Origin of the sequence: Candidatus Rickettsiella isopodorum, from assembly GCF_001881495.1 — a bacterium.
GTDB classification, from domain to species: domain Bacteria; phylum Pseudomonadota; class Gammaproteobacteria; order Diplorickettsiales; family Diplorickettsiaceae; genus Aquirickettsiella; species Aquirickettsiella isopodorum.
Genome location: NZ_LUKY01000032.1, coordinates 138,131 through 160,151, shown reverse-complemented (window position 1 = coordinate 160,151; position 22,021 = coordinate 138,131). Strand labels below are relative to the sequence as shown.

Annotated in this window: 18 protein-coding genes and 1 tRNA gene; 9 read left to right on the top strand and 10 right to left on the bottom strand. The window is 40.0% G+C overall.

Going from position 1 to position 22,021, the window contains the following annotated elements:
• The first annotated feature begins 36 nt into the window (after positions 1 to 36).
• The 5 genes from A1D18_RS02915 (at position 37) to A1D18_RS02895 (ending at position 7,289) form a co-directional block, all read left to right on the top strand.
• On the top strand, positions 37 to 2,826 hold the full coding sequence (locus A1D18_RS02915) for a 2-oxoglutarate dehydrogenase E1 component (protein ID WP_071662324.1): 2,790 nt from the start codon (positions 37 to 39) through the stop codon (positions 2,824 to 2,826).
• Positions 2,827 to 2,872: 46 nt separating this feature from the next.
• Entirely contained in the window at positions 2,873 to 4,102 is a 1,230-nt protein-coding gene (gene odhB, locus A1D18_RS02910) for a 2-oxoglutarate dehydrogenase complex dihydrolipoyllysine-residue succinyltransferase (protein WP_071662323.1), read from the top strand.
• 105 nt (positions 4,103 to 4,207) lie between these two features.
• Positions 4,208 to 5,383, top strand: a complete 1,176-nt coding sequence (sucC, locus tag A1D18_RS02905) for an ADP-forming succinate--CoA ligase subunit beta (protein ID WP_071662322.1) — start codon at positions 4,208 to 4,210, stop codon at positions 5,381 to 5,383.
• Positions 5,384 to 5,445: 62 nt separating this feature from the next.
• Positions 5,446 to 6,315 (top strand): succinate--CoA ligase subunit alpha, encoded by an 870-nt coding sequence (sucD, locus tag A1D18_RS02900; protein WP_071662321.1) that lies wholly within the window; start codon positions 5,446 to 5,448, stop codon positions 6,313 to 6,315.
• Positions 6,312 to 7,289: a PLP-dependent cysteine synthase family protein gene (locus A1D18_RS02895; RefSeq protein ID WP_071662320.1), complete on the top strand. Its 978-nt coding sequence runs from the start codon at positions 6,312 to 6,314 to the stop codon at positions 7,287 to 7,289. Before sucD ends, A1D18_RS02895 begins: the two co-directional genes overlap by 4 nt.
• A 119-nt stretch (positions 7,290 to 7,408) precedes the next feature.
• Here the strand turns inward: A1D18_RS02895 and A1D18_RS02890 are convergent, their stop codons facing one another.
• The 9 genes from A1D18_RS02890 to lolB form a co-directional block, all read right to left on the bottom strand.
• On the bottom strand, positions 7,409 to 9,175 hold the full coding sequence (locus A1D18_RS02890) for a glycosyl hydrolase family 18 protein (protein ID WP_171910810.1): 1,767 nt from the start codon (positions 9,173 to 9,175) through the stop codon (positions 7,409 to 7,411).
• 167 nt (positions 9,176 to 9,342) lie between these two features.
• Positions 9,343 to 11,085 carry a hypothetical protein gene (locus A1D18_RS02885; protein ID WP_071662318.1) on the bottom strand — a complete coding sequence of 581 codons (1,743 nt, stop codon included), beginning with the start codon at positions 11,083 to 11,085 and terminating at the stop codon, positions 9,343 to 9,345.
• A 276-nt stretch (positions 11,086 to 11,361) separates the two neighbouring features.
• Complete coding sequence (gene ychF, locus A1D18_RS02880) at positions 11,362 to 12,453, bottom strand: redox-regulated ATPase YchF (protein WP_071662317.1); 1,092 nt, start codon at positions 12,451 to 12,453, stop codon at positions 11,362 to 11,364.
• A gap of 12 nt (positions 12,454 to 12,465) precedes the next feature.
• Positions 12,466 to 13,056 carry an aminoacyl-tRNA hydrolase gene (gene pth, locus A1D18_RS02875; RefSeq protein WP_071662316.1) on the bottom strand — a complete coding sequence of 197 codons (591 nt, stop codon included), beginning with the start codon at positions 13,054 to 13,056 and terminating at the stop codon, positions 12,466 to 12,468.
• Positions 13,057 to 13,065: 9 nt separating this feature from the next.
• Positions 13,066 to 13,776: a 50S ribosomal protein L25/general stress protein Ctc gene (locus A1D18_RS02870; RefSeq protein ID WP_071662315.1), complete on the bottom strand. Its 711-nt coding sequence runs from the start codon at positions 13,774 to 13,776 to the stop codon at positions 13,066 to 13,068.
• Between the two features lie 217 nt (positions 13,777 to 13,993).
• Positions 13,994 to 14,944, bottom strand: a complete 951-nt coding sequence (locus tag A1D18_RS02865) for a ribose-phosphate pyrophosphokinase (protein WP_245756776.1) — start codon at positions 14,942 to 14,944, stop codon at positions 13,994 to 13,996.
• Between the two features lie 59 nt (positions 14,945 to 15,003).
• Positions 15,004 to 15,078, bottom strand: a tRNA-Gln gene (locus A1D18_RS02860).
• Positions 15,058 to 15,936: a 4-(cytidine 5'-diphospho)-2-C-methyl-D-erythritol kinase gene (ispE, locus tag A1D18_RS02855; RefSeq protein ID WP_071662313.1), complete on the bottom strand. Its 879-nt coding sequence runs from the start codon at positions 15,934 to 15,936 to the stop codon at positions 15,058 to 15,060. Before ispE ends, A1D18_RS02860 begins: the two co-directional genes overlap by 21 nt.
• A gap of 4 nt (positions 15,937 to 15,940) precedes the next feature.
• On the bottom strand, positions 15,941 to 16,552 hold the full coding sequence (lolB, locus tag A1D18_RS02850) for a lipoprotein insertase outer membrane protein LolB (protein ID WP_071662312.1): 612 nt from the start codon (positions 16,550 to 16,552) through the stop codon (positions 15,941 to 15,943).
• A gap of 40 nt (positions 16,553 to 16,592) precedes the next feature.
• Between lolB and A1D18_RS02845 the strand changes: the two genes are divergently transcribed.
• Together A1D18_RS02845 and rnr are read left to right on the top strand one after the other, a co-directional pair.
• Positions 16,593 to 17,318, top strand: coding sequence for a 16S rRNA (uracil(1498)-N(3))-methyltransferase (locus A1D18_RS02845; protein WP_071662311.1), 726 nt, complete (start codon positions 16,593 to 16,595; stop codon positions 17,316 to 17,318).
• 281 nt (positions 17,319 to 17,599) lie between these two features.
• On the top strand, positions 17,600 to 19,813 hold the full coding sequence (rnr, locus tag A1D18_RS02840) for a ribonuclease R (protein WP_071662310.1): 2,214 nt from the start codon (positions 17,600 to 17,602) through the stop codon (positions 19,811 to 19,813).
• 9 nt (positions 19,814 to 19,822) lie between these two features.
• Here rnr and A1D18_RS02835 read toward each other — a convergent pair whose 3' ends face one another.
• Complete coding sequence (locus A1D18_RS02835; protein ID WP_071662309.1) at positions 19,823 to 20,869, bottom strand: hypothetical protein; 1,047 nt, start codon at positions 20,867 to 20,869, stop codon at positions 19,823 to 19,825.
• Between the two features lie 47 nt (positions 20,870 to 20,916).
• On the opposite strand from A1D18_RS02835, the gene rlmB reads away from it, so the two are divergent.
• Both rlmB and A1D18_RS02825 read left to right on the top strand, forming a co-directional pair.
• Positions 20,917 to 21,678 carry a 23S rRNA (guanosine(2251)-2'-O)-methyltransferase RlmB gene (rlmB, locus tag A1D18_RS02830; RefSeq protein ID WP_071662513.1) on the top strand — a complete coding sequence of 254 codons (762 nt, stop codon included), beginning with the start codon at positions 20,917 to 20,919 and terminating at the stop codon, positions 21,676 to 21,678.
• Positions 21,679 to 21,781: 103 nt separating this feature from the next.
• Positions 21,782 to 22,018 (top strand): hypothetical protein, encoded by a 237-nt coding sequence (locus A1D18_RS02825; protein ID WP_071662308.1) that lies wholly within the window; start codon positions 21,782 to 21,784, stop codon positions 22,016 to 22,018.
• Positions 22,019 to 22,021 lie beyond the last annotated feature (3 nt).

Here is a 22,021-nt window from a genome sequence, read left to right as displayed (position 1 = left end):
AACGGTGAGCACTTAATAGGATAAAATTTAACCATCATGACTGAGCAATTAAAATCGGCACAGGCCTTACAAAAAAATTCCTATCTATTTAGTGGCAATGGCACTTATTTAGAAACCCTCTATGAGCAATACCTACGTGACCCGAATCAGCTCAGTGCTGAATGGCAAACCTATTTTAATCAACTCAGTGATAAAGAAAAGGATGTTTCGCATACCGACATACGTTCTTATTTCACTGAATTAGCGCAACGTCCTATTGAGAAGAGAACGACTCGCCAGACCAGCGATTTTCAATATAAATTGCTAGGATTAATTGATGCTTATCGGCGCTATGGTCATTATCAAGCGCATTTGGATCCGTTAGCATTAGCCTCCAAACGAAAAATAGTCGATTTAAGTTTAGAAAGCCACGATATTAATGAGCAAGATTTGGGTCGTACCGTTAATCTTAATGGCTTACTCGGTTTACAAAGTGTTACGGCAGAAAGCTTGCTAGCGCATTTAAAAAAGATTTACTGTCGAACTATAGGCTTTGAATATGAACATATTGTCGATCACGCACAACGATCCTGGTTGCAATCGCGTATTGAATCGGTTGCGGGTAAACCGAGTTTTTCAGCACAAATTAAAAAAACTATTTTAAAAAGTTTGATCAAGGCGGATGGTTTAGAAAAATTTCTCGGTAATAAATTTGTCGCACAAAAGCGTTTTTCTTTGGAAGGCGGTGATAGTTTAATTCCTTTACTCGAAGAATTAATCGCGTATGCCAGTGCTGATTCGGTACAAGAAATTGTGATTGGCATGGCACATCGTGGTCGATTAAATGTCTTAATTAATATTTTAGGTAAATCACCGGCTAAATTGTTTGAAGAGTTCGTTGGTAAGCTAACACAAGAAAATCGCTCGGGAGATGTGAAATATCACAAAGGTTTTGCTGCCGATTTAAAAACTGATCATGGCATCATGCACGTCGCTATGGCGTTTAATCCTTCACATTTAGAAATTGTTAACCCTGTGGTAGAAGGTTCAGTACGTTCACGCCAAGAGCGACGTCAAGATAGTGGTAGAAGTCAGGTGTTACCTTTACTTATTCATGGTGATGCGGCCTTTTCTGGTCAGGGCATCGTTATGGAAAATTTTGAATTATCACAAACCGAAGCCTATGGAACCGGTGGGACTTTACATATTGTGTTGAATAATCAACTCGGTTTTACCACCGACCCGCAAGACGCGCGTTCGAGTTGGTATTGTACCGACCCAGCTAAAATTGTTGATGCGCCGATTTTTCATGTCAATGGAGATGACCCCGAAGCGGTATTGTTTACTTTACAACTGGCATTTGACTTTCGGCAAACGTTTAAAAAAGATGTCGTTATTGATTTAGTTTGTTATCGTCGTCACGGCCATAATGAAGCTGATGAACCTGCCGCAACCCAGCCGATAACGTATCAAACTATCAAGCAATTACCGACAGCAAAACAGCAGTATGCCGATGTCTTAATGAGTCAAGGTGTAGTAACTGCAGACGAGGTTCAACAGTGGTCCGATGCCTATAGAAATTGCTTAGATAATGGTGAGCCCGTTGTGCAACGTCTTACTATCGATTACGACAATCCGTATCGTATTGATTGGCGCCCTTATCGTTATCAAGATTGGCGTGCCGTGGTTGATACCGCGGTCAATTTAAAACTTCTTAAAAAATTGGCTACACAAATTGAAACCTTACCCGAAGGTTTTGTATTGCAACCACAAGTCGCCAAAATTATGGAAGATCGACGTAAAATGACCGCGGGTCAATTACCATTAAATTGGGGTTATGCCGAAACGCTGGCTTACGCCACTTTATTGCAAGAAGATTATGAAGTGCGTTTATCCGGTCAAGACAGTGAACGGGGTACCTTTTTCCACCGTCATGCGGTACTTCACGATTTTAATACCAATCAAACCATTGTCCCTTTAGCGCAGCTTGCCAAACATCCCAATGCATTTTCTGTTATTGACTCCATACTTTCAGAAGCGGCAGTCATGGGTTTTGAATATGGTTATGCGATTTCTAATCCGAATAGTTTAGTTATTTGGGAAGCACAATACGGTGATTTTGTTAACGGCGCGCAAGTTGTTATTGATCAATTTTTAAGTTCTTCGGAACAAAAATGGGGAAGATTGTGTGGTTTGGTTTTATTTCTTCCTCATGGTTACGAAGGTTCGGGTCCTGAACATACCTCAGCCCGTTTAGAACGTTTCTTACAGCTATGCGCACAAGATAATATGCAAGTCTGTGTCCCCAGTACACCCGCACAGATTTTTCATTGTTTGCGGCGGCAAATGTTACGCCGCTATCGGAAACCTTTGATCCTGATGACACCGAAAAGTTTGTTACGCAATAAATTAGCGGTATCGACTTTGCATGAATTAAGCAGCGGCGGTTGGCAATCTATTATTTCTGACCGTGAAGTCGACGTCAAAAAAGTAAAACGTGTCGTTTTATGTAGCGGTAAGGTTTATTATGATTTACTTGAACAATGTCGCATGAAAAAATGTGATGATATTGCACTGATACGTATCGAACAACTGTATCCTTTCCCAGACATCGAGCTCAATGCCGAACTAAAACGTTATTCTAAAGTCAAAGATGTAGTGTGGTGCCAAGAAGAATCTAAAAACCAAGGGGCTTGGTATGGTGTCCAACATCATCTTGTTTCGTGTCTTGGAAAAACTCAAACCTTACGATATATAGGTAGACCCGCTTCCGCAGCTCCTGCGGTAGGTTCACCTTTAGTGCATGCAGAAGAACAACAAACATTGGTTAAAGAAGCTTTAACCTAGATTTTTTTTAAGCCAAAAAGCTGAATTAACTTAGAGGAATCCAGAGATGAGTATTGAAGTAAAAGTTCCGATGTTGCCTGAGTCGGTTGCTGATGCGACCGTCATCACGTGGCATAAAAAATCAGGTGAAAAGGTTAAACGGGATGATAATCTAGTCGATCTGGAAACTGATAAAGTGGTTTTAGAAGTACCGGCACCCGCCGACGGTGTGATGGGCGAAATTATAAAACAAGCAGGAACTGTGGTTAAAGCGGGTGAAATTTTAGCGCATCTAGACACTGACAAGGAAGCGAGTATGAAAACAGATCAACCCTCTCAATCAGCAGCAGCACCCGTCGCAGAAAAAACTAAACCTGCGGATAGTGACACCCATTTGGCAGGTCCTGCGGCAAGACGTAGCGCAGCAGAACAAGGTTTACCTTTAGAGAATATCTCAGGTAGCGGTAAATCAGGTCGTGTGACGCGATCCGATGTATTGCAGCAAGCAAAAGCACCTGCACCACAAACATTACCTTCGGATCTATCCAAGCGGATGGCTGCTGATGCCCCTGTATCGGATACGCCTGCCCGCAATGAACGTTTGGAAAAACGTGTACCCATGACACGGTTACGTGCGCGCATCGCTGAACGACTTGTGGCGGCGCAGCATAATGCGGCTATTTTGACAACTTTTAATGAAATTAATCTACAAAAAGTCATTGAACTGCGTAGTCTCTATAAAGACAGTTTTGAAAAGAGACACGGTACACGTTTGGGCTTTATGTCGTTTTTTACTAAGGCGGTTATAGAAGCTTTGAAGCGTTTTCCCGCTGTGAATGCATCCATTGATGGTAACGAAGTGGTTTATCATAGTTATTTTGATATTGGCATTGCTGTCTCGACCGATCGGGGTTTGGTGGTACCTATTGTGCGCGATGCGGATCGTTTATCGTTTGCTGATATAGAAAAGACGATTGCCAATTATGGTCGTAAAGCCAAAGAAAATCAGATCGCTATTGAAGACATGACCGGAGGTACATTTACTATTACCAATGGCGGAGTTTTCGGGTCGCTACTTGCCACACCCATTATTAATCCACCGCAAAGTGCGATACTCGGGATGAATAAAATAGAGGAACGACCTGTGGTAGAAAACGGTCAAGTGGTTATTCGACCCATGATGTATGTTGCTTTATCCTATGATCATCGTATTATTGACGGCAAAGAATCAGTGAGCTTTTTAAAAACCATTAAAGAACTACTTGAAGATCCATCTCGTTTGTTGATTGACGTGTAAGCTAGCAGCAATGAATGACTTCCAATAAGCAGACATTGTGAGTGAGAACTATCCGTTACATTTTTTTTAAAAAGTAATAGTAATAATTAGGAGAAAAAGAAATCCATGAATCTACATGAATACCAAGGTAAAGAACTATTTAGCGAATATGGTCTACCGATCCCCTTAGGTAAACCCGCTAGCACAGTCGAAGAGGCCTTGGCTGCTGCAGAAGCATTAGGTGGAAATGCATGGATGGTCAAAGCTCAGGTACATGCGGGTGGAAGAGGCAAGGCAGGGGGTGTTAAATACGTTACGAGTAAAGAAGCCGTAGTAGCGGAAAGTAAACGTCTACTGGGTCGACGTTTAGTGACCTTTCAAACGGATGAGCAGGGTCAACCGGTTAGTCAAGTATTGATTGCCCAGCCTTGTGATATTAAACGCGAACTCTATTTAGGCGCGGTGCTTGATCGCAGTACACGTCGGGTGGTTATCATGGCAAGTACCGAAGGGGGTGTTGAAATTGAGAAGGTGGCTGAAGAAACACCCGAAAAAATATTAAAAATTACCATGGATCCCTTGTTAGGAGTGATGCCTTATCAAGCACGTGATATTGGTTTTAAATTGCAATTAACACCGAATCAATTAAAAGAATTTACGCAAATTTTATTAGGTCTAGGTAAGATGTTTGTCGAGCGTGATCTGAGTTTAGTCGAAATTAATCCCTTGATTATCGATAAAAATGATCAGCTAATCTGTTTAGATGCCAAAGTGGTAGTCGATGATAATGCTTTATTTAGACAAGCTCAGTTACGCGCTATGCGTGATCCTTCCCAAGAAGATGAACGTGAAAATCGTGCCCATGATTGGGAATTAAATTACATTGCTTTAGATGGCGACATTGGCTGTATGGTGAATGGTGCGGGTCTCGCCATGGCGACGATGGATTTAATTAAATTACACGGTGGTAACCCGGCTAATTTCTTAGATGTGGGTGGTGGTGCTACACAAGAAAGGGTGACGGAAGCATTTAAGATTATTTTATCCGATGAAAAAGTCAAAGGGATATTAGTGAATATTTTTGGTGGTATTGTCCGTTGTGACATGATTGCCGATGGAATTATTGGTGCAGTTAAAGATGTGGGCGTTAAAATTCCGGTTGTGGTGCGTTTAGAAGGTAATAATGCAGCGGTAGGGGCAAAAAAACTATCTGAAAGTGGTTTGAATATCATTGCTGCGAATAGTTTAACCGGTGCAGCGGAACAGATAGTAGCGGCTGTTAAATCTCCAATAATTGCGTGATACTCTTCGCACTTGATTTTTTGGCTACAAAATAAAACATATTTTCTTAAAAGGTTAGATGTATGAGTATATTAATCGACAAAAACACCAAAGTCATTTGTCAAGGCTTCACCGGGAAACAAGGAACTTTTCATTCTGAGCAAGCCATCGCTTATGGTACACAGATGGTCGGTGGTGTAACGCCTGGAAAAGGGGGAGCACAGCATTTAGATTTGCCGGTATTTAATACCGTCGCTGATGCTATTGAAAAAACCGGTGCTGATGCGAGTGTTATTTATGTTCCCGCACCTTTTTGTAAAGATTCTATTGTTGAAGCCGCCGATGCGGGTATTTCATTAATTGTTTGTATTACTGAAGGGATACCTGTATTGGATATGCTCGATGTGAAGGTTTATTTAGAAACGAATACCCATGCGCGCTTAATAGGACCGAATTGTCCTGGTGTGATTACACCCGGCCAATGTAAAATAGGTATTATGCCTGGTTATATCCACAAACCCGGTCGCGTGGGGATCGTATCACGTTCGGGTACGTTAACCTATGAAGCGGTTAAACAAACGACTGATCTAGGTTTCGGTCAAAGTACTTGTGTTGGTATTGGCGGAGATCCTATTCCAGGGATGAACTTTGTTGATATATTGCGTTTGTTTCAAGAAGATCCGCAAACGGAAGCTATTTTAATGGTCGGTGAAATTGGTGGTACGGCGGAAGAAGAAGCGGCAGATTTTATTAAAACCTATGTTACTAAGCCTGTGGTGGCTTATATTGCCGGTATGACAGCACCTGCTGGAAAACGTATGGGCCATGCCGGTGCGATTATTTCGGGTGGTAAAGGTACTGCGGCTGAAAAATTTAAAGCCTTGGAAGCAGCTGGTGTACATACGGTAAAATCGCCTGCCGATATGGGTAAAGTAATTGCTCAATTTTTATGATGATAGATTCTCTTTTACGATCGATAGGGAATACACCGCTTATTAAATTAAAAAGAATTGTGCCTAATAAGCAGGTTACTATTTTAGTAAAATGTGAATTTGCTAATCCTAGCGGTAGTATCAAGGATCGAATTGTTGAGTATATTATTGCCGATGCGGAACAAAAAGGCTGGTTAAAACCTGGCGGTACGCTGGTTGAAAATACCTCTGGTAATACCGGTGCCGCTATTGCGATGCTAGCCGCTATAAAAGGTTACCGTGCTATTTTGACGATGCCAGATAAAGTCAGTCTGGAAAAACAAAATGCCTTACGTGCGTATGGTGCCGAAATAGTGGTAACACCGACCGCAGCTGCTCCGGATTCTCCTGAACATTACGTCAATGTGGCTAAACGTATCGCTGCCGAAACGCCAAATAGTTTTCGAATCGACCAATATGATAATCCAAAAAATCCTGAAGCACATTATGTCAGCACGGCCCCAGAAATTTGGCAACAAACACGTGGTAAAATCGATATTTTTATAGCATCTGGCAGTACTGGCGGGACAGTTTCTGGTATAGGTCGTTTTCTCAAAGAAAAAAATCCAGCCATTAAAGTGGTGATGCCCGATCCGATAGGTTCTATTTATTTTGAATACTTTAAGACGGGAAAAATTTCTAAAGAAGGGAATTGTAATTATTTAATTGAAGGTGTCGGTGAAGATCACATTGCGAAAGCACTCGATTTTTCAGTATTGGATGAAATTGTTCCTTTTAATGACAAAGATGCTTTTATAACCGCGCGACACTTAGCTAAAGAAGAAGGATTATTAGTGGGAGGTTCATCGGGTGCCAACGTATGGGCGGCATTAAAGATTGCCGCCGAATTAACCGAACCTACCACTATTGTGACAGTGTTACCGGATAGTGGTATTAAATATCTGAGCAAGATTTATAATGACGATTGGATGCAGGAAAATAATCTGCTTTCATGATAACTAAGTAAAATAAAAAGATTCAACTTTTTTGTTTAATATTAGTTTAATAAAACAAAGTTTTGATTAAAAAAAAGAGTGCCTGAAGAGCACTCTTAAAATTAAATTGTAAGTATTATTTATTTTTTAAGTTTTCCAGGCATATTAAATTCTATACCCTTATTATATAGGTGATCCATCGCAAAATTTTCCTTAATGACCTTATAACCCATTCCTTCTCTGCAAGCGTTGGCTAATAAACCATCATCTTGATCGCAAGACCAACTGAAACAGCCTGCTAGACCATGATTTTTAACGTATTCACCTTTGTTTTTTGCTGTTCGGGGTGTTTCCAGCGAGATGTAATGTTGGGTATTCGTACTATACAGAATATCCGCATCGGCATCGGTATCGGTCATTAGGTTGAAACCATTTTTGCCTTGCGCTGCGTTTGCTTCTAAATCAAGAACGTTTTTAATTAAATCAAAGAATTCATAGGCACCGTTTTCAAAACTGCCCAAAGCCTTACCTTGTATATTATATTTTAATGAGCTTAAATTCGCATCTGCTGCAGCACGTGCATAATTGGCCACACCTAAATGAATCATCTGGGTTGGAATACCTTCACTTACCAAATAAGCTAATGCTTTGATCGCAGAAAAGTCAGATACTAGTGATTTTTGCAAGTTGCTATGGTGTGCTAAACTAGGAGCCCAACCAGTACCAAAAAAGTCATAACTCATCAGAAAAATAAAATCTAAGCCTGCTTTTTTCAAGCCTGCTATGTTGCTAAATTTCATTTTTTCAGGATCCGCACTCATCGCAATGGTGATAGTTTTGGTTTTTTTTCCAAATTTAATATCTAATGCGGTACGTAATTCACTAATTAATAGAGCATAATTATTACCATCGTTTTCTGGATCAAAATGATTACCCGCATTTCCGGTGGTGCCTGGATATTCCCAGTCGATATCAATACCATCAAACATCGGGAATCTCTCGATGAAATCAATGACACTATTGATAAATTCTTCGCGCATTTCTTGATTTTTAACCATATCCGAGAAAAATCCTGATAAAGTCCAACCACCTACACTAAAAGAGAATTTTAAAGCGGGATTTTTTTTCTTAAGTTCTCTCATCCCACCTAATAAGCCGGCTGCCTTTTTTTGTTGATAATAGTTGAGATAATTATCATAAGTTAAATCCATATGTCCTTGAGCTGCGCTTAAACCTACATTCGTATAAGTGGCGAGATCGCCCCAAGGATCCATTAGCACGATGTGGCCCTTTCTCATTGCAGTGGATGCTTGTTTATTCCAGCCATCCACTGATTTTTGCAAAACGTGGGCTTTTTCTCCAAAGTCTCCATAAATACCCATGAAAGAAAAGATAAGTCGGTCAAATACGTTAGGATCGATTTTAGTAAGATCAAAACCACGTCCAGCTTGAGTAGGATCCGTTTCATTTTGCAATCTGGCATCATATTGGCACCAATCAGTTATATAAGCAGATAACTTAGGTTTGGTCTCAGATTTTTCGTAAATATTGTAAACAGATTTTGCGACACGCGCTGAAGTGTACGAAAGATTAGTACCCGATCCATCGGCTTTATAACCCACTTTCTGATAGGTAGCTTCGGTTTTTGGATCCTTGCATAATAATTTGTTGCAATCTTCGGCACTATCACAACTTGTAGGATTGCCTAGGGCTATTTCTTCACTCGTTGCCGCGCGAAATATACGCCAAGGATTATGATTTGGGTCTTCTTGCCATTTTCCCGGGCAATGTTCGCGTTCTACCCACCAAGCGTTTTTCCAAATTTGACTCGAAAAAATAACATGAAAAGGTCCCGTACCACTTTGGTGATCCCAGGGAACTACTTTTATATCTTTAATAATATCCATAAATCTCCTTGTCATTATTAAATTATTTAAATGATCATAAATTAGTTTACTCGGAGGAGTAGGTCTTTCAATTGCTTTATAAGCTGTTTAATCGCTGGGGGGATATTAAACCAGTCTGAAGCGGCCTAAAATGAAGATCGGATTTTCTTAATGGGTATGATGGAGTGTTAGCTAAAATAACTGCCTGCCATGGGTGAAGTGCCCAAGGAAGAAGTATCATTATATTCACGTTTAAATTGGATAATTTTAGCCGCATCTTGTAATGCGAGTTTACGCTCCTCTTTATCATTGGCATCAAAAAAATGAACACCTAAAGTCTGTTTCCATTTTTCCTGCACGATTTGTGCTTTGCTGCCAAAAATCTCATTCATGCGTTGATAAGAAACACTACTTTGTAGTCCATCGTGGATGCGTTGTAGAAGTTCTCTACGCGCCTCGCTGATTTCTTCATATTCTCTTTGAGCTTTATTCCATGCCATCCAACGTTTATTTTTAAATTCCACTAAGCTAGGGTTGTTTTCTATTAAATAGAGTTGCGATAATAATTGTTGTAAAAAGTTTAAATCTGTTTCGTAGGTAGCTTGTAAATGCTCAGGTAATTTTTTTAAAATAAGTTTCGAAACATTGAGAGGTTTACCCGTATACTCGTTGTTAAAAAATCGATAAAAAGCACGGTGAATATCGTGACGAGTGTTTTCTTTGCGTACGTGTATCATGAAATTATCTTTAATATAGGTTTTTATTGCGAGAATACTATATTCAACAACAGAGGATTGGCAGGCAAGTGAAAAATTTTTCTCCTGTTCAGGTGAATTGCACGTGTTAAAAAGTTGTTTTAGTTTTTCTAAATCCAGTTGTTTTTTGGTTAATGTTTGGATAGCAAGAAATTGAAATAAACTCAATCGATAGCTTCCTTCCAAGAGTTTTGTTAATAAAAAATTCTTCCAGCTATCCAGAGTCAATTTTTTTTCTTCCTGTAAGGTTTCATCCTGCGCAGCTTCTTGAGTATTAAATACGCAATTGATCAAGTGATCGATCATAGCAGAGCATCGATCTTCCTGGCAAAAACTAAGGAAATGGTGACTGGTTTGCTGGAAATTTTCGCTATTGACTAAAAAGTTTTCAAAAAAAGTAAATCGTTCTGATATATCCAGTTTTAAAATACGTGAAGTTAATAATGGGTCTTGAATTTCCAACAATTGGCTTAGTAATGTTTGAATGAAAGTAGAAGAAAAAATTAAACGAGGATTACGTATAAAGATAAATTCTAGCAATTGGCTAATGATATGATCACTTAAAAATTTATTCAAACCGAATTGAGGATTTAGGAGCTCATTACATTCTTGGGCTACTAATGGAAAAATAATTGATTGGTAGGTAATTAATTTGTCATCAGGCAATGATAAGGTGAGTGCTAATCTATCTTCTAGTTTCAGTTTAATTTTTAAGCGTACACACCATTTTAAGTCTCGTAAAGTACATTGACTGGCGTTTAAACTGCTCAAGTATTCAGCGTAAAATTTAGAGGGGATATGTTCCAGGGCGTTGTTGAGGATAGGTGTACGGCTACTTTTATCATCAGGATCAAATCGTGCCAACAACGCAATTAAATGATCTTTTTTGAATTTTTTATGATCTTTAATCAAAATTTCGGAAATTATTTCGTTGGCTAGTTTTTTCTCAGTTTCTTTAAACGAATATTTTTCCAAAAGATATAAAAAATCAGGCAGCTGTGCTAAAGGAAAATCTTTCTGACCGCTGTGCTTCAGTTCATTGATAAATGTGCGACATTTAAAATAAAAACTGCTAGGCCTTATATAAAAAGATAATAAATTACAAAAGGGTAGGTAATAACACAGTAACAATAGCCAACGTTGAGGTATTTTGTTATCTAAATAATCTAAATTCATAAGCCCTCCTTATTCTGGAGTTTAATAATAATATAGTCTATATTTTTTTATTAAATTATAACAAAAATTATTTAATTTAGATAATAAAAAACAACATAAAAAAATTTAATAATTTATTCATTTTGTAGAAAACGCATGATGCCGTTATCTTTTATCTAATAAGACTTTAATAAATTTTTAATTAAAATAAAAAATTAATTATTAATTAGATTCGACACAAAAAAATATATTCATAAAAATGAGAAAAAAATTGTTTTTTTAAGAAGGAATTTTAAACTAGACATTAAATAAAAAATGCATGACATCACCATCTTTGACGAGATAAGTCTTGCCTTCTAAGCGCCATTTACCGGCTTCTTTGGCACCTTGTTCACCTTGATAATGTATGAAGTCATCGTAACTAATGACTTCAGCACGAATAAATCCTTTTTCGAAATCAGTATGGATACACGCTGCCGCTTGGGGTGCAGTGGCACCTTTGTGTACTGTCCAAGCACGGACCTCTTTGACACCCGCAGTAAAATAGGTTTGTAGATCCAGTAACTCATAACCGGCACGTATCAAGCGATCCAAACCGGTTTCGGTTAAACCACATTCTTGTAAAAATTCTTGTTTTTCCTCATCACTTAACTCGATACAATCCTCTTCTAATTTCGCACAAATTGCGACGACTTTGGCTTTGTCTGCAATGGCATAAGTTTCTAATTGATCAAGTAATGGGTTATTAACAAAACCTTGTTCATCGACATTGGCAATGTATAAGGTTGATTTGAGTGTTAAAAAAGAATAAGGACGCAATAACTTTAAATCTTCAGGACTCAAATCGAGTTGACGTAATAAACGACCTTGATTTAATTCTGGAATGATATGCTCAAGTAAGCTTTTGCTTTGTTGAGCCAATTTGTCATTAGATTTACTGGCTTTGTTAAGACGTAGTACCGCTTTTTCAGCGCTTTCTAGATCGGCTAAGGCTAATTCGGTATGAATAGTCTGTACATCAGCGACTGGATTAACTTGGCCTGTGACATGGACTACATCGGGATCTTCAAAACAGCGTACAACGTGCACAATCGCATCGACTTCACGTATATGCGCTAGAAATTTATTTCCTAACCCTTCACCTTGTGCAGCTCCTTGCACTAAACCGGCGATATCAACAAATTCCATGGTTGTGGGTAATATTTTTTGTGGTTTAACAATCTTGGCTAGTTCGTTGAGACGTCGATCGGGAACAGGTACAACGCCTATATTTGGTTCGATGGTGCAAAAAGCGTAGTTGGCGGCTGCAATACCGGCTTTAGTTAACGCATTAAATAAGGTGGATTTTCCCACATTGGGAAGCCCAACGATGCCACATTTAAATCCCATAATGTTTTCCAGTTATTCTTGTTGCGTGTGTAGCATTTGCATGGCTTGTGCTTGATTGCCTTCAGCAAATAGCGTGATTGTCGTCAGCGCCTGATCGATAGCAAGCTCTATTCTTTGTTTATCGGAAACAGAAGGTGAACTTAAAACATAATCATGTACGCGGTCGCGCTGGCCAGGGTGGCCGATGCCGAGTCGTAACCGCCAAAAATCTTTGCACTGTAAATGTCTAATAATATCTTTTAAACCATTATGTCCGCCATCACCACCCCCTTCTTTATAGCGTGCCACACCTGGTAATAAATCCAAATCATCGTGGACAATTAATGTCGCTTCAGGTGGGATATGATAAAAATGAGTTATGGCTTTAATCGCACGTCCTGAATCGTTCATATAGGTGTTAGGAACCAGCAACCAACATTTCCCAGTGGGAAGAGACCAGGCAGTCACGGAGGCATGGAATTTATTTTCCATCTTTAAAGGGGATAAGGACAATGAATGGAGTAGTGCGCTTATCAGCCACGATCCGGCATTATGCCGGCTTTTTGCATAGTCCTTACCAGGATTTGCTAAGCCGGCAATCAGCTGTATTGAGTGAGATGTCATGCCGAAAGTTTAGTCTTTACCCTTTTCGGCCTTTTCTTTGCTTTCACTCGCTTCCTGTTCGGTATCATCTTTGACATTGATAGCCGGTACTTCGGCTGATTCAGGCGCTGCGGTTAGATCTTCTTCGACAACCGCACGCGGTATGTGAATGTTGACCACCGGTCTGTCTTCTTCATGACTGATTGCTGCCGTTAACTCAACCCCTTCTGGTAAGCTGAGCTCGGACAATAAGATGGATTCATCCAGTCCTAATTTAGATACATCCACTTCTAGATATTCCGGAAGGGCGGCAGGTAAACAACGAACTTCGACACTATTCAATAGTTTGGTTAGCACACCCCCTGTGTCTTTGACACCGGGGGCATCAGTCTCGCCTTTAAAGTGTAAAGGCACCGACATGGTAATCTTTTCTTTCGCTGAAACCCGCTGTAAATCCACATGTAGAATGCGTGGCTTATAAGCATGCCGTTGTAGATCTTTTAGTACGGCTTTTTGCTCGATGCCATCAATTTTGATAGTTAGAATATGCGAGTAAAAGGCTTCATTGTCCAATGCCCGTAATACCTGATTATGTTCCAAGGAAATCGGCAAGGGTGGCTCTGAAGCACCATATAAAATAGCAGGAATGCGATTCTCAAGACGGCGGAGACGGCGGCTCGCACCCGACCCAAACGCCTCTCGAGCTTGCGCAGTTAGTTCAAATGAATGGTTAGTCGACATCAGTTTATTCCTCAAATTCAAAAAAATACTCATCCCGCGACCAGGATTAAGTGGGCTGTAGTTTACGGGGATTTGTAACGAAATTCCAGGCATTTTTTAGAAATAATGAAGTAAAATGAGATTCTGCATCGAAACAGAAGGAACGCCTGCCAATTACTTTCATATTAGAATGGCGTAATGTTAATTGAGTGATTTAATAAGTGTTTTAGAGTGGCTATTAGTCAACAAACATTGAACTGACCGATTCTTCAGAATTAATGCGGCAGATAGTTTTTGCCAACATATCACTCAAGCTCAGTTGGCGAATTTTTTTGCAATGCCGAGCTTCATCCGTCAGTGGCACAGTATCCGTAACGACGAGTTCATGAATATTTGAGTTTTGAATAGTGGTTATAGCATTCCCTGATAGAACGGCGTGCGTACAATAGGCCATGACTAAATTCGCACCATTTTCTTTTAAAGATTGCGCGGCCAAACAAAGTGTACCACCAGTGTCGACGATATCATCGACCATTAAGCAATTCCGATCCTTGACATCACCGATAACATGCATGACTTCAGTTCGATTCGGACCAATACGGCGCTTATCGATGATGGCGATATCCGCATCATTAAAACGTTTAGCAATAGCACGTGCCCGAACGACACCCCCTATATCTGGCGAGACAACAATTAATTGCTCTTTTCCTTTATAGATTTTCTGTCCTTCCATATCTTTTAAGATTTCGGGTGTGGCATAGACATTATCTACTGGAATATCAAAAAATCCTTGAATTTGATCGGCATGCAAATCGACAGTCAGTAAACGACTAATGCCGACAGCAGTCATCATATCTGCAACCACGCGTGCGGTAATCGGAACACGTGAAGAACGAATTCGGCGGTCTTGTCGACCATAGCCAAAATAAGGAACAACGGCGGTAATACGTTTAGCGGATGCTCGACGTAAGGCATCGGCCATGATGATAAGTTCCATTAAATTGCTATTAACCGGTGGACACGTCGGTTGCATAATAAAGATGTCTTGTCCTCTGACATTCTCTAAAATTTCTACCATGATTTCGCCGTCACTGAAATGACCGACGGTGGCTTTACCTAATTCCTTACCTAAATGTTTAGCGACTTTTTCTGCTAAAGGTCGGTTAGCGTTACCCGTAAAGAGCATCATTTCAGACACAGAGGAACCTCATTGTGTTAAATAAAGAATAGAGAAAGACGGATGAATTGTGGCTGGGGTGCTAGGATTCGAACCTAGGAATGCCGAGATCAAAACCCGGTGCCTTACCACTTGGCGACACCCCAATTTTTCATTATTTGTTGTAAAGGTGAAGTGGTTAACCCTTTACACAAAAAGCCCCGATAAGGTGCTTTGATTTTTTCTAACAATGTTTCGGCAGCTATTTTTGAACTGAGTGTTGCAAAAATACTAGCGCCGGTCCCTGATAAGCGAGCAGGAGCATAATGATTTAAGAAGTCTAAAGCTTCTGCCATCATGGGATAATCTTGCTTGACGATCGATTCAAAATCATTCTGTGTTGTTAATGATCCGCTTAAAAAGGTTTGTATTTTGATGGGTGTCGTGTTGTATGTCAATCGGGGATGTGAAAAAAGTTTTATAGTCGAAATAGCGAGTGGTGGAATCATAATCACAAACCATGTTTCCGGTAACTGTATCGCTAGGAGTTTTTCACCGATACCTTCAGCCCAACTCGTTTCTCCTTGGATAAATACAGGGACATCAGCGCCGAGTGTTGCGCCTAACTTTAAAAGTTCGTCTAAGGGAAGATGCATATTCCATAAATGATTTAATACGACTAACGTGGTGGCGGCATTGGAACTACCGCCACCTAAACCACCGCCTATCGGAATACGTTTTTTGATCAGTATATCAACGCCGGGTGAGTTTTTATTTCTATCTTGTAATAATTGTGCGGCTTTAATCGCTAAATTATCCTCGTCGGGTATAACGGCTGCGGTGACAGGATTGAGTAAGGATAAACAGGTACAATTAATTTGTGGATCGGTACGCTGTGTGAAACTTAATTCATCACAGTAATCAATCAGTTGAAAAACAGTTTGGAGTTCATGATAGTGGTTGGGTCTACGACCGGTAAGATGTAAAAACAGATTTAATTTAGCAGGGGCCGGCCAATAGTACATGGTGTTACTTAATATCCCAATGATTGAGTATAATGCGGACTTGCCACTGACAATTGGATAGGTCAATCCGATCCGGTAAATCAATTTTACCTAGGTTAGTAAAATGTTGATAAACGACTCGCCAGCCGGATTGACGTAATTGCATGACACGATTATAAGCATCTAAGTTCGTGGTATAACGGGATTGTGGAGCGGGCAGACCGCGTAACCAATAATAAAATTGTGATACCGGTAAATTTAAACCTAATTGATCGTATAAGAGTTGTTCTGGACTTTGTGCGTGGTAAGTTTGTTGATGCACGGTTAAACTGACTTGCTGAGGATTTCCGTTAAGTACCGCACTTTGTGCGCCTAAAGGTCCAAAAAAGCTCAGCTGATAGTTAGGATAGGTTTGTTCCCAACTGAATGAGGCATTGGCGCCATGTCCAGATGTTTCGTGTGCCGCAAGGTTGCCATTGACACGAAAATTTTGAATGGCGTTGAGTTGTACCTTACGTTGCGTCCAGGAAAGATAGTGGTTGACTATTTTTGGTCGGGGGAGTGATGGGGGTGTTTGAGTAAAGCTTGCGCAGCTGCTCAAAAAAACCGCTAAAATAATTACACTAATCTTTTGCATAAAAAATTTATCAGTAAATTATTGAGGTCGTTAACATTCTATGCGTCTAACTCGTATCTATCAACCGCAAGCTTTAAACACGGAACAAATTATAAACCTATCTAAAGAAGCGGCCGGACATTTAATTCGCGTGCTTCGTTTGCAGGTCGGTGATGAGTTTATCGTATTTAATGGTCAAGCGGGAGAATTTCGTGCCACGATTATTGAGTTAAATAAAAGTACGGTTAGTGTTAAGCTCGGTGAATTTTCTGCTGTGAATCGTGAGTCGCCTTTGAAAATTACTTTAGCGCAAGCGGTATTGCGATCCGATAAAATGGATTATATGTTACAAAAAGCGGTGGAATTAGGTGTGACGCGTTTTATCCCGTTATTAACGGCATATAGTACGCTCAAGTTAGCCCCCGAACGCTGGCAAAAACGCTGTTTACATTGGCAAGGGGTGATGCTGGCGGCTTGTGAACAATCCGGAAGAACCCGTTTGCCGAAGTTAGAGAATCCTATGACCTTTGACGTGGCTACGACGGCAATAAAAGTCGAGCAGCGAATAATTTTGCAGCCTGAAGCCAAACAAAATATCAATTCTTTACCACCTTGTCAGAGTGTTGCGTTATTGGTAGGTCCCGAAGGAGGATGGTCAGAAAACGAACAGAAATGTGCCCGTGTTGCCGCTTATCATGCTATGCAGGTCGGGCCACGGGTGTTGAGATCAGAAACTGCCGGTTTGGCAGCGGTTAGTATATTACAAAGTTTATATGGTGATTTATGAATAGACTATTCGTTAATGAGTAGGTATTTCTCAATACGCAAGCTTGTTTTTGAAACATGGGCGACATCATACTAAATATAGTTTAGGATGAAGCGATTAAGAAATACAACATACTGATCTCATCTAAATGGAATTTTCAAGAGGAGAACCGCGATCCTCCTCTTGAATGGCTTGAGCCCAAGTTTGGCTAGTGCTAGCCAGATAACCCGGATATGCCGCTCGCTCGTTAAAAATTTTGTATCTTCAGTGCGATCGGTATAACTCATTAACAAGTGATAATTATGGCAAAAAAATCGAAACCTATCGTTGATCCCTATGCAGTGCGTGAAGCCGGTAAATACGATAATCCCATTCCTAGCCGCGAATACATTTTAGATTATTTAAAAAAATGTGGTCATCTGGTTAAACGCGAAGAGCTTAATCAACGTTTAGGGTTAACGGATCCCGAACGCCAAGAAGCTTTGCGACGACGTTTGCGGGCGATGGAACGAGATGGACAAATTGTGTTAACACGTCGTGAAGGATATGGATTGCCAGACAAAATGAATTTGGTGCGCGGCCGAATTATTGGTCATCGCGACGGGTTTGGCTTTTTGGTTCCCGATGATGGTAGCGATGATCTGTATTTAAGTGCACGGCAAATGCAGTTGGTATTTCATGGCGATAGAGTTTTAGCACGCATCATTGGAACCGATCGACGTAATCGACGTGAAGGCGTGATTGCTGAAGTCTTAGAACGTAATACACCCTCGTTAGTGGGACGATTTTTTAAAGAAAAAGGGGTTGCTTTTGTTGTACCGTCGAATAATCGGATTACACAAGATATTTTAATTGGTGTAGATGATGAAAGTGCTGCGACGTCTGGCCAGATTGTCGTCGTGGAAATAACACGTTTTCCTAGTTTTCGTCAACAAGCCATCGGCCGGATTACCGAGATACTGGGCGAACATATGGCGCCTGGTTTAGAAATTGAGATAGCGATACGTAATTATAATCTACCCCATGTTTGGCCAGATTCGGTACAAGAAGAAATTGCTGCATTACAAGCGGGCGTGTTACCCAATGAGGAATCGGATGACCGGGTTGATTTACAACAACTGCCTTTCGTTACTATCGATGGAGCCGATGCAAAAGATTTTGACGATGCGGTTTATTGTGAACGACAAAAAAAACAATGGCGTTTAGTCGTGGCGATCGCGGATGTGAGTTATTACATCAATCCGCAAAGTGAGTTAGATAAAGAAGCTGAAGCACGTGGCAATTCAGTTTATTTTCCGAATAGTGTGTTACCGATGCTTCCAGAAGTTCTTTCAAATGAGCTTTGTTCGTTAAAACCTAAAGTCAATCGGCTGTGTATGGTTTGCGATATGTTGATTTCCAACAAAGGAGAATTAAAACGTTTTCAGTTTTATCCAGCCGTGATTCATTCTAAAGCACGATTGATTTATAATGAAGTCGCTGCTTGGTTAGAAGCCAATAAGTGTCCTCCTGCGTATAAAAATTTGTTACCGCATTTACAAAATCTCTATAGTCTTTATCAATTGTTACGTCAAACACGCGAAGCACGCGGCGCGATTGATTTTGAAACAACTGAAACGCAAGTCATTTTTGGGCCAAATCGAAAAATTAAACAGATCATTCCTAGTGTTCGTACAGTGGCACATCGTATCATTGAAGAATGTATGTTACTTGCTAATGTTTCAGCCGCACATTTTTTATTAAAAGCAAAAATACCCACCTTATTTCGCGATCATGCTGCTCCTGCTATGGAAAAATTATCCGATTTAAAAGCGTTTCTAGCCGAGCTAGGTATTCGTTTTCCTAATAAAAAAATCATCACTCCCAGCGATTATTCGACATTATTAAAATTAATTGCTGATCGCCCCGACGCGCATTTGATTCAAACGGTCATGCTGCGTTCATTGAGTCAAGCGATTTATAGTCCGGAAAATATTGGTCATTTTGGATTGGCATTCGATGCTTACGCACATTTTACCTCACCGATACGGCGCTATCCGGATTTACTCGTACATCGTGCCATTCGTCATGTGTTAGCCAAACGCAAACCTAAGGATTTTTTCTATGACAAAGTGACCATTGCGCGTTTAGGTGAGCATTGTTCTACCACTGAAAGACGTGCCGACGAAGCGACGCGAGAAGTATTAGATTGGTTAAAATGCGAATATATGCGCGATCGTGTGGGTGAAGTTTTTAATGGTATTATTACCAATGTAACGGGTTTCGGTTTTTTTGTTGAATTGCAAAATATTTATGTCGAAGGTTTAGTGCATGTGAGCGCACTGCATAATGACTATTATCAATTTGATGCGAATCGACATTGCTTGCAAGGTGAACGTACCGGTATTGTGTATCGTTTGGGAGATCGATTACAAGTGAGAGTAGGGCGTGTCGATCTCGATCAGCGCAAAATTGATTTTGAATTGCTCGAGCCAGAAGATAAAAAATCTACAAAAAAAGCTAAAAAAAGAAAATAATACGCTTTATCAATGATATCTAAAATGAGTTTCGGATACTGCAGAGTGGTTAAACCAGGTAGGACGAACAAAAAATGAGGTTGTTGATCTATTATGAGGGTTAACAGAGGGTTTTCCATTAAATAAATGGATGGGTCGTTTACGTATTTCTTGCTCTTTTTGTAGATTTGCCTGTACAAAGACGTGTAAACAGCTCGATAAACCTAAGCCCAGCATCAAACCCAAGGGCGGCAGTAGCAACGGTGAAATAGGCGTTAAGCTTAAACTAAGTAGACTAATCATAACGATTAAGCCCAATAAGTAACCAATCAACATTGGTATGATCCATAAGTCAGGAATTTTCCAGTGAGTTTTATGTTGAAAAATCCAACCTCGAAAGTCGCGACACAATTCTTTTTTAAATTGTTTAAATGCTTTTTTATCAACAAAATTAAATTCCATATTTAGTGGCAGCAGTTTAATTTGTTTTTCTTGATTAATCGTAAATTGTATAGATAAAGAGCCTAGGGATGAACTTTCTGGAAACTGAGGATTTTTTAAATGCATCCTCATATTAAAAATAATATTGGCTTTACTAGGATCATCTGACTTTGCTTTCAGCGTATATTTAAACTTTGAATCGAGTGTTGTGCACTCATTAGACCAAATACTATCGTCAGTTAAGACAGAGTAGGCCAGCGTAGCTAATGCAAAAGGCAGTGAGTTAGGTTCTAACAGTGACATAATGATAAAAATCGTGGCAGACTTATCTTTAATATAAAATTCGTTATTCAGAACGTTTTGTAAATCGGTTAAAGTAATAGCTTGTTGTTTAGTGGCGCTCTTTTTTTCTAAGGACGGGGTTAAGGCATAAAAAACACCGCGGCTGATTTCTTTCTCTTGTTTTTTGTCCAATTGAAAATCAGTTTGCTTTTTTAATTGATTTACGGTGGCATGTAATTCGTTAACACTATCGATAAAGGTATTTTGACGCGCGGAAATGTTTTTTTTAGCTTGAGCTTGATTTAAAAAAGGTAAACATTCAGGGTTTATGCGTATAGAGAGTGTATCAGACATGGGTATTTCATCCTTTAAATATAAATTTTTTTTTTGAGTATTTTATCATGAGTCATAGTGTTAAAAAAGAATTTATTTTTGGTTTTCACGCTATTACGGCGTTGTTAAACACACAACCACAAATAATCTATCAACTCTACCGACAAGAAGGTCGACTAGATAAACGCATCCAAGAGATTTTGGAGTTGGCTGCCTATCATCATATTCCCATTCAAACTTTGCCGAAAATTAAATGTGATCGGTGGGCGAATGGTGCGGCGCATCAAGGTGTCTTAGCGGAGATAAAAATTTCTACGCAATTAAACGAACGTGACCTACTGACTTTGTTGGAGCCACGAATACAAAACGAAACTAGGCCACTGTTTATATTAGTGTTGGATGAAGTTCAGGATCCACATAATTTAGGGGCGTGTTTACGTTCTGCTAATGCAGCCGGTGTGGATGCCGTCGTTATCCCACAGGATCGTTCAGTAAGTATGACGCCGATCGTGCGAAAAATTGCTGCGGGTGCGGCTGAAATAACACCGCTCTTTACTGTCACTAATTTGGCCAGTACGCTAGAGAAATTAAAAAGGCTAGGAGTGTGGTGTTATGGTTTAGATCAATCCGCTACACAGCTTATTTACGATAAGGAACTGACGGGAGCATTGGCGTTGGTATTAGGTGCTGAAGGTAAAGGTTTGCGTCGTTTAACCAAAGAGCGCTGCGATGGTTTGATGGCTATTCCAATGGCTGGCAGTGTTAGTAGCTTAAATGTTTCGGTCGCTGCCGGGATATGTTTATTCGAGGCGGTTAGGCAAAGACAATAAAATCCAACTATGATAGTATTTACTCCCCAGTGTCATGGTGAAATAAAATACAATAGTGTGTTGATAAAGAAACCTTTATTTAAATTTGCAAGGAGACCTTGATATGTGTCGTAAATTCTTCCCAGCAGTGGTGATTATTATTGCTGTTCTGATGGCTATCGCTGCAAGTCTTGCTAAACCAGATTCTGTAGATACCATAGTCATGGTTTCGCGTTTCTTTGATATTATGCTGCCAATTTTAGCGGTGGGCGCCTTGATCAAATATTTATGCTGCCCTCGCTCGCACAAAGGCTGCCACTGTGGTTGCGATCACTGTAAGATGTGTAATACTAAAAAATAAATG

What these genes read in the sequence shown, in the direction of transcription:
- A1D18_RS02915 (WP_071662324.1), top strand. Translation starts at nt 37, where the DNA reads ATGACTGAGCAATTAAAATCGGCACAGGCCTTACAAAAAAATTCCTAT.
- odhB (WP_071662323.1), top strand. Translation starts at nt 2,873, where the DNA reads ATGAGTATTGAAGTAAAAGTTCCGATGTTGCCTGAGTCGGTTGCTGAT.
- sucC (WP_071662322.1), top strand. Translation starts at nt 4,208, where the DNA reads ATGAATCTACATGAATACCAAGGTAAAGAACTATTTAGCGAATATGGT.
- sucD (WP_071662321.1), top strand. Translation starts at nt 5,446, where the DNA reads ATGAGTATATTAATCGACAAAAACACCAAAGTCATTTGTCAAGGCTTC.
- A1D18_RS02895 (WP_071662320.1), top strand. Translation starts at nt 6,312, where the DNA reads ATGATGATAGATTCTCTTTTACGATCGATAGGGAATACACCGCTTATT.
- A1D18_RS02890 (WP_171910810.1), bottom strand. Translation starts at nt 9,175, where the DNA reads ATGGATATTATTAAAGATATAAAAGTAGTTCCCTGGGATCACCAAAGT.
- A1D18_RS02885 (WP_071662318.1), bottom strand. Translation starts at nt 11,085, where the DNA reads ATGAATTTAGATTATTTAGATAACAAAATACCTCAACGTTGGCTATTG.
- ychF (WP_071662317.1), bottom strand. Translation starts at nt 12,453, where the DNA reads ATGGGATTTAAATGTGGCATCGTTGGGCTTCCCAATGTGGGAAAATCC.
- pth (WP_071662316.1), bottom strand. Translation starts at nt 13,056, where the DNA reads ATGACATCTCACTCAATACAGCTGATTGCCGGCTTAGCAAATCCTGGT.
- A1D18_RS02870 (WP_071662315.1), bottom strand. Translation starts at nt 13,776, where the DNA reads ATGTCGACTAACCATTCATTTGAACTAACTGCGCAAGCTCGAGAGGCG.
- A1D18_RS02865 (WP_245756776.1), bottom strand. Translation starts at nt 14,944, where the DNA reads ATGATGCTCTTTACGGGTAACGCTAACCGACCTTTAGCAGAAAAAGTC.
- ispE (WP_071662313.1), bottom strand. Translation starts at nt 15,936, where the DNA reads ATGTACTATTGGCCGGCCCCTGCTAAATTAAATCTGTTTTTACATCTT.
- lolB (WP_071662312.1), bottom strand. Translation starts at nt 16,552, where the DNA reads ATGCAAAAGATTAGTGTAATTATTTTAGCGGTTTTTTTGAGCAGCTGC.
- A1D18_RS02845 (WP_071662311.1), top strand. Translation starts at nt 16,593, where the DNA reads ATGCGTCTAACTCGTATCTATCAACCGCAAGCTTTAAACACGGAACAA.
- rnr (WP_071662310.1), top strand. Translation starts at nt 17,600, where the DNA reads ATGGCAAAAAAATCGAAACCTATCGTTGATCCCTATGCAGTGCGTGAA.
- A1D18_RS02835 (WP_071662309.1), bottom strand. Translation starts at nt 20,869, where the DNA reads ATGTCTGATACACTCTCTATACGCATAAACCCTGAATGTTTACCTTTT.
- rlmB (WP_071662513.1), top strand. Translation starts at nt 20,917, where the DNA reads ATGAGTCATAGTGTTAAAAAAGAATTTATTTTTGGTTTTCACGCTATT.
- A1D18_RS02825 (WP_071662308.1), top strand. Translation starts at nt 21,782, where the DNA reads ATGTGTCGTAAATTCTTCCCAGCAGTGGTGATTATTATTGCTGTTCTG.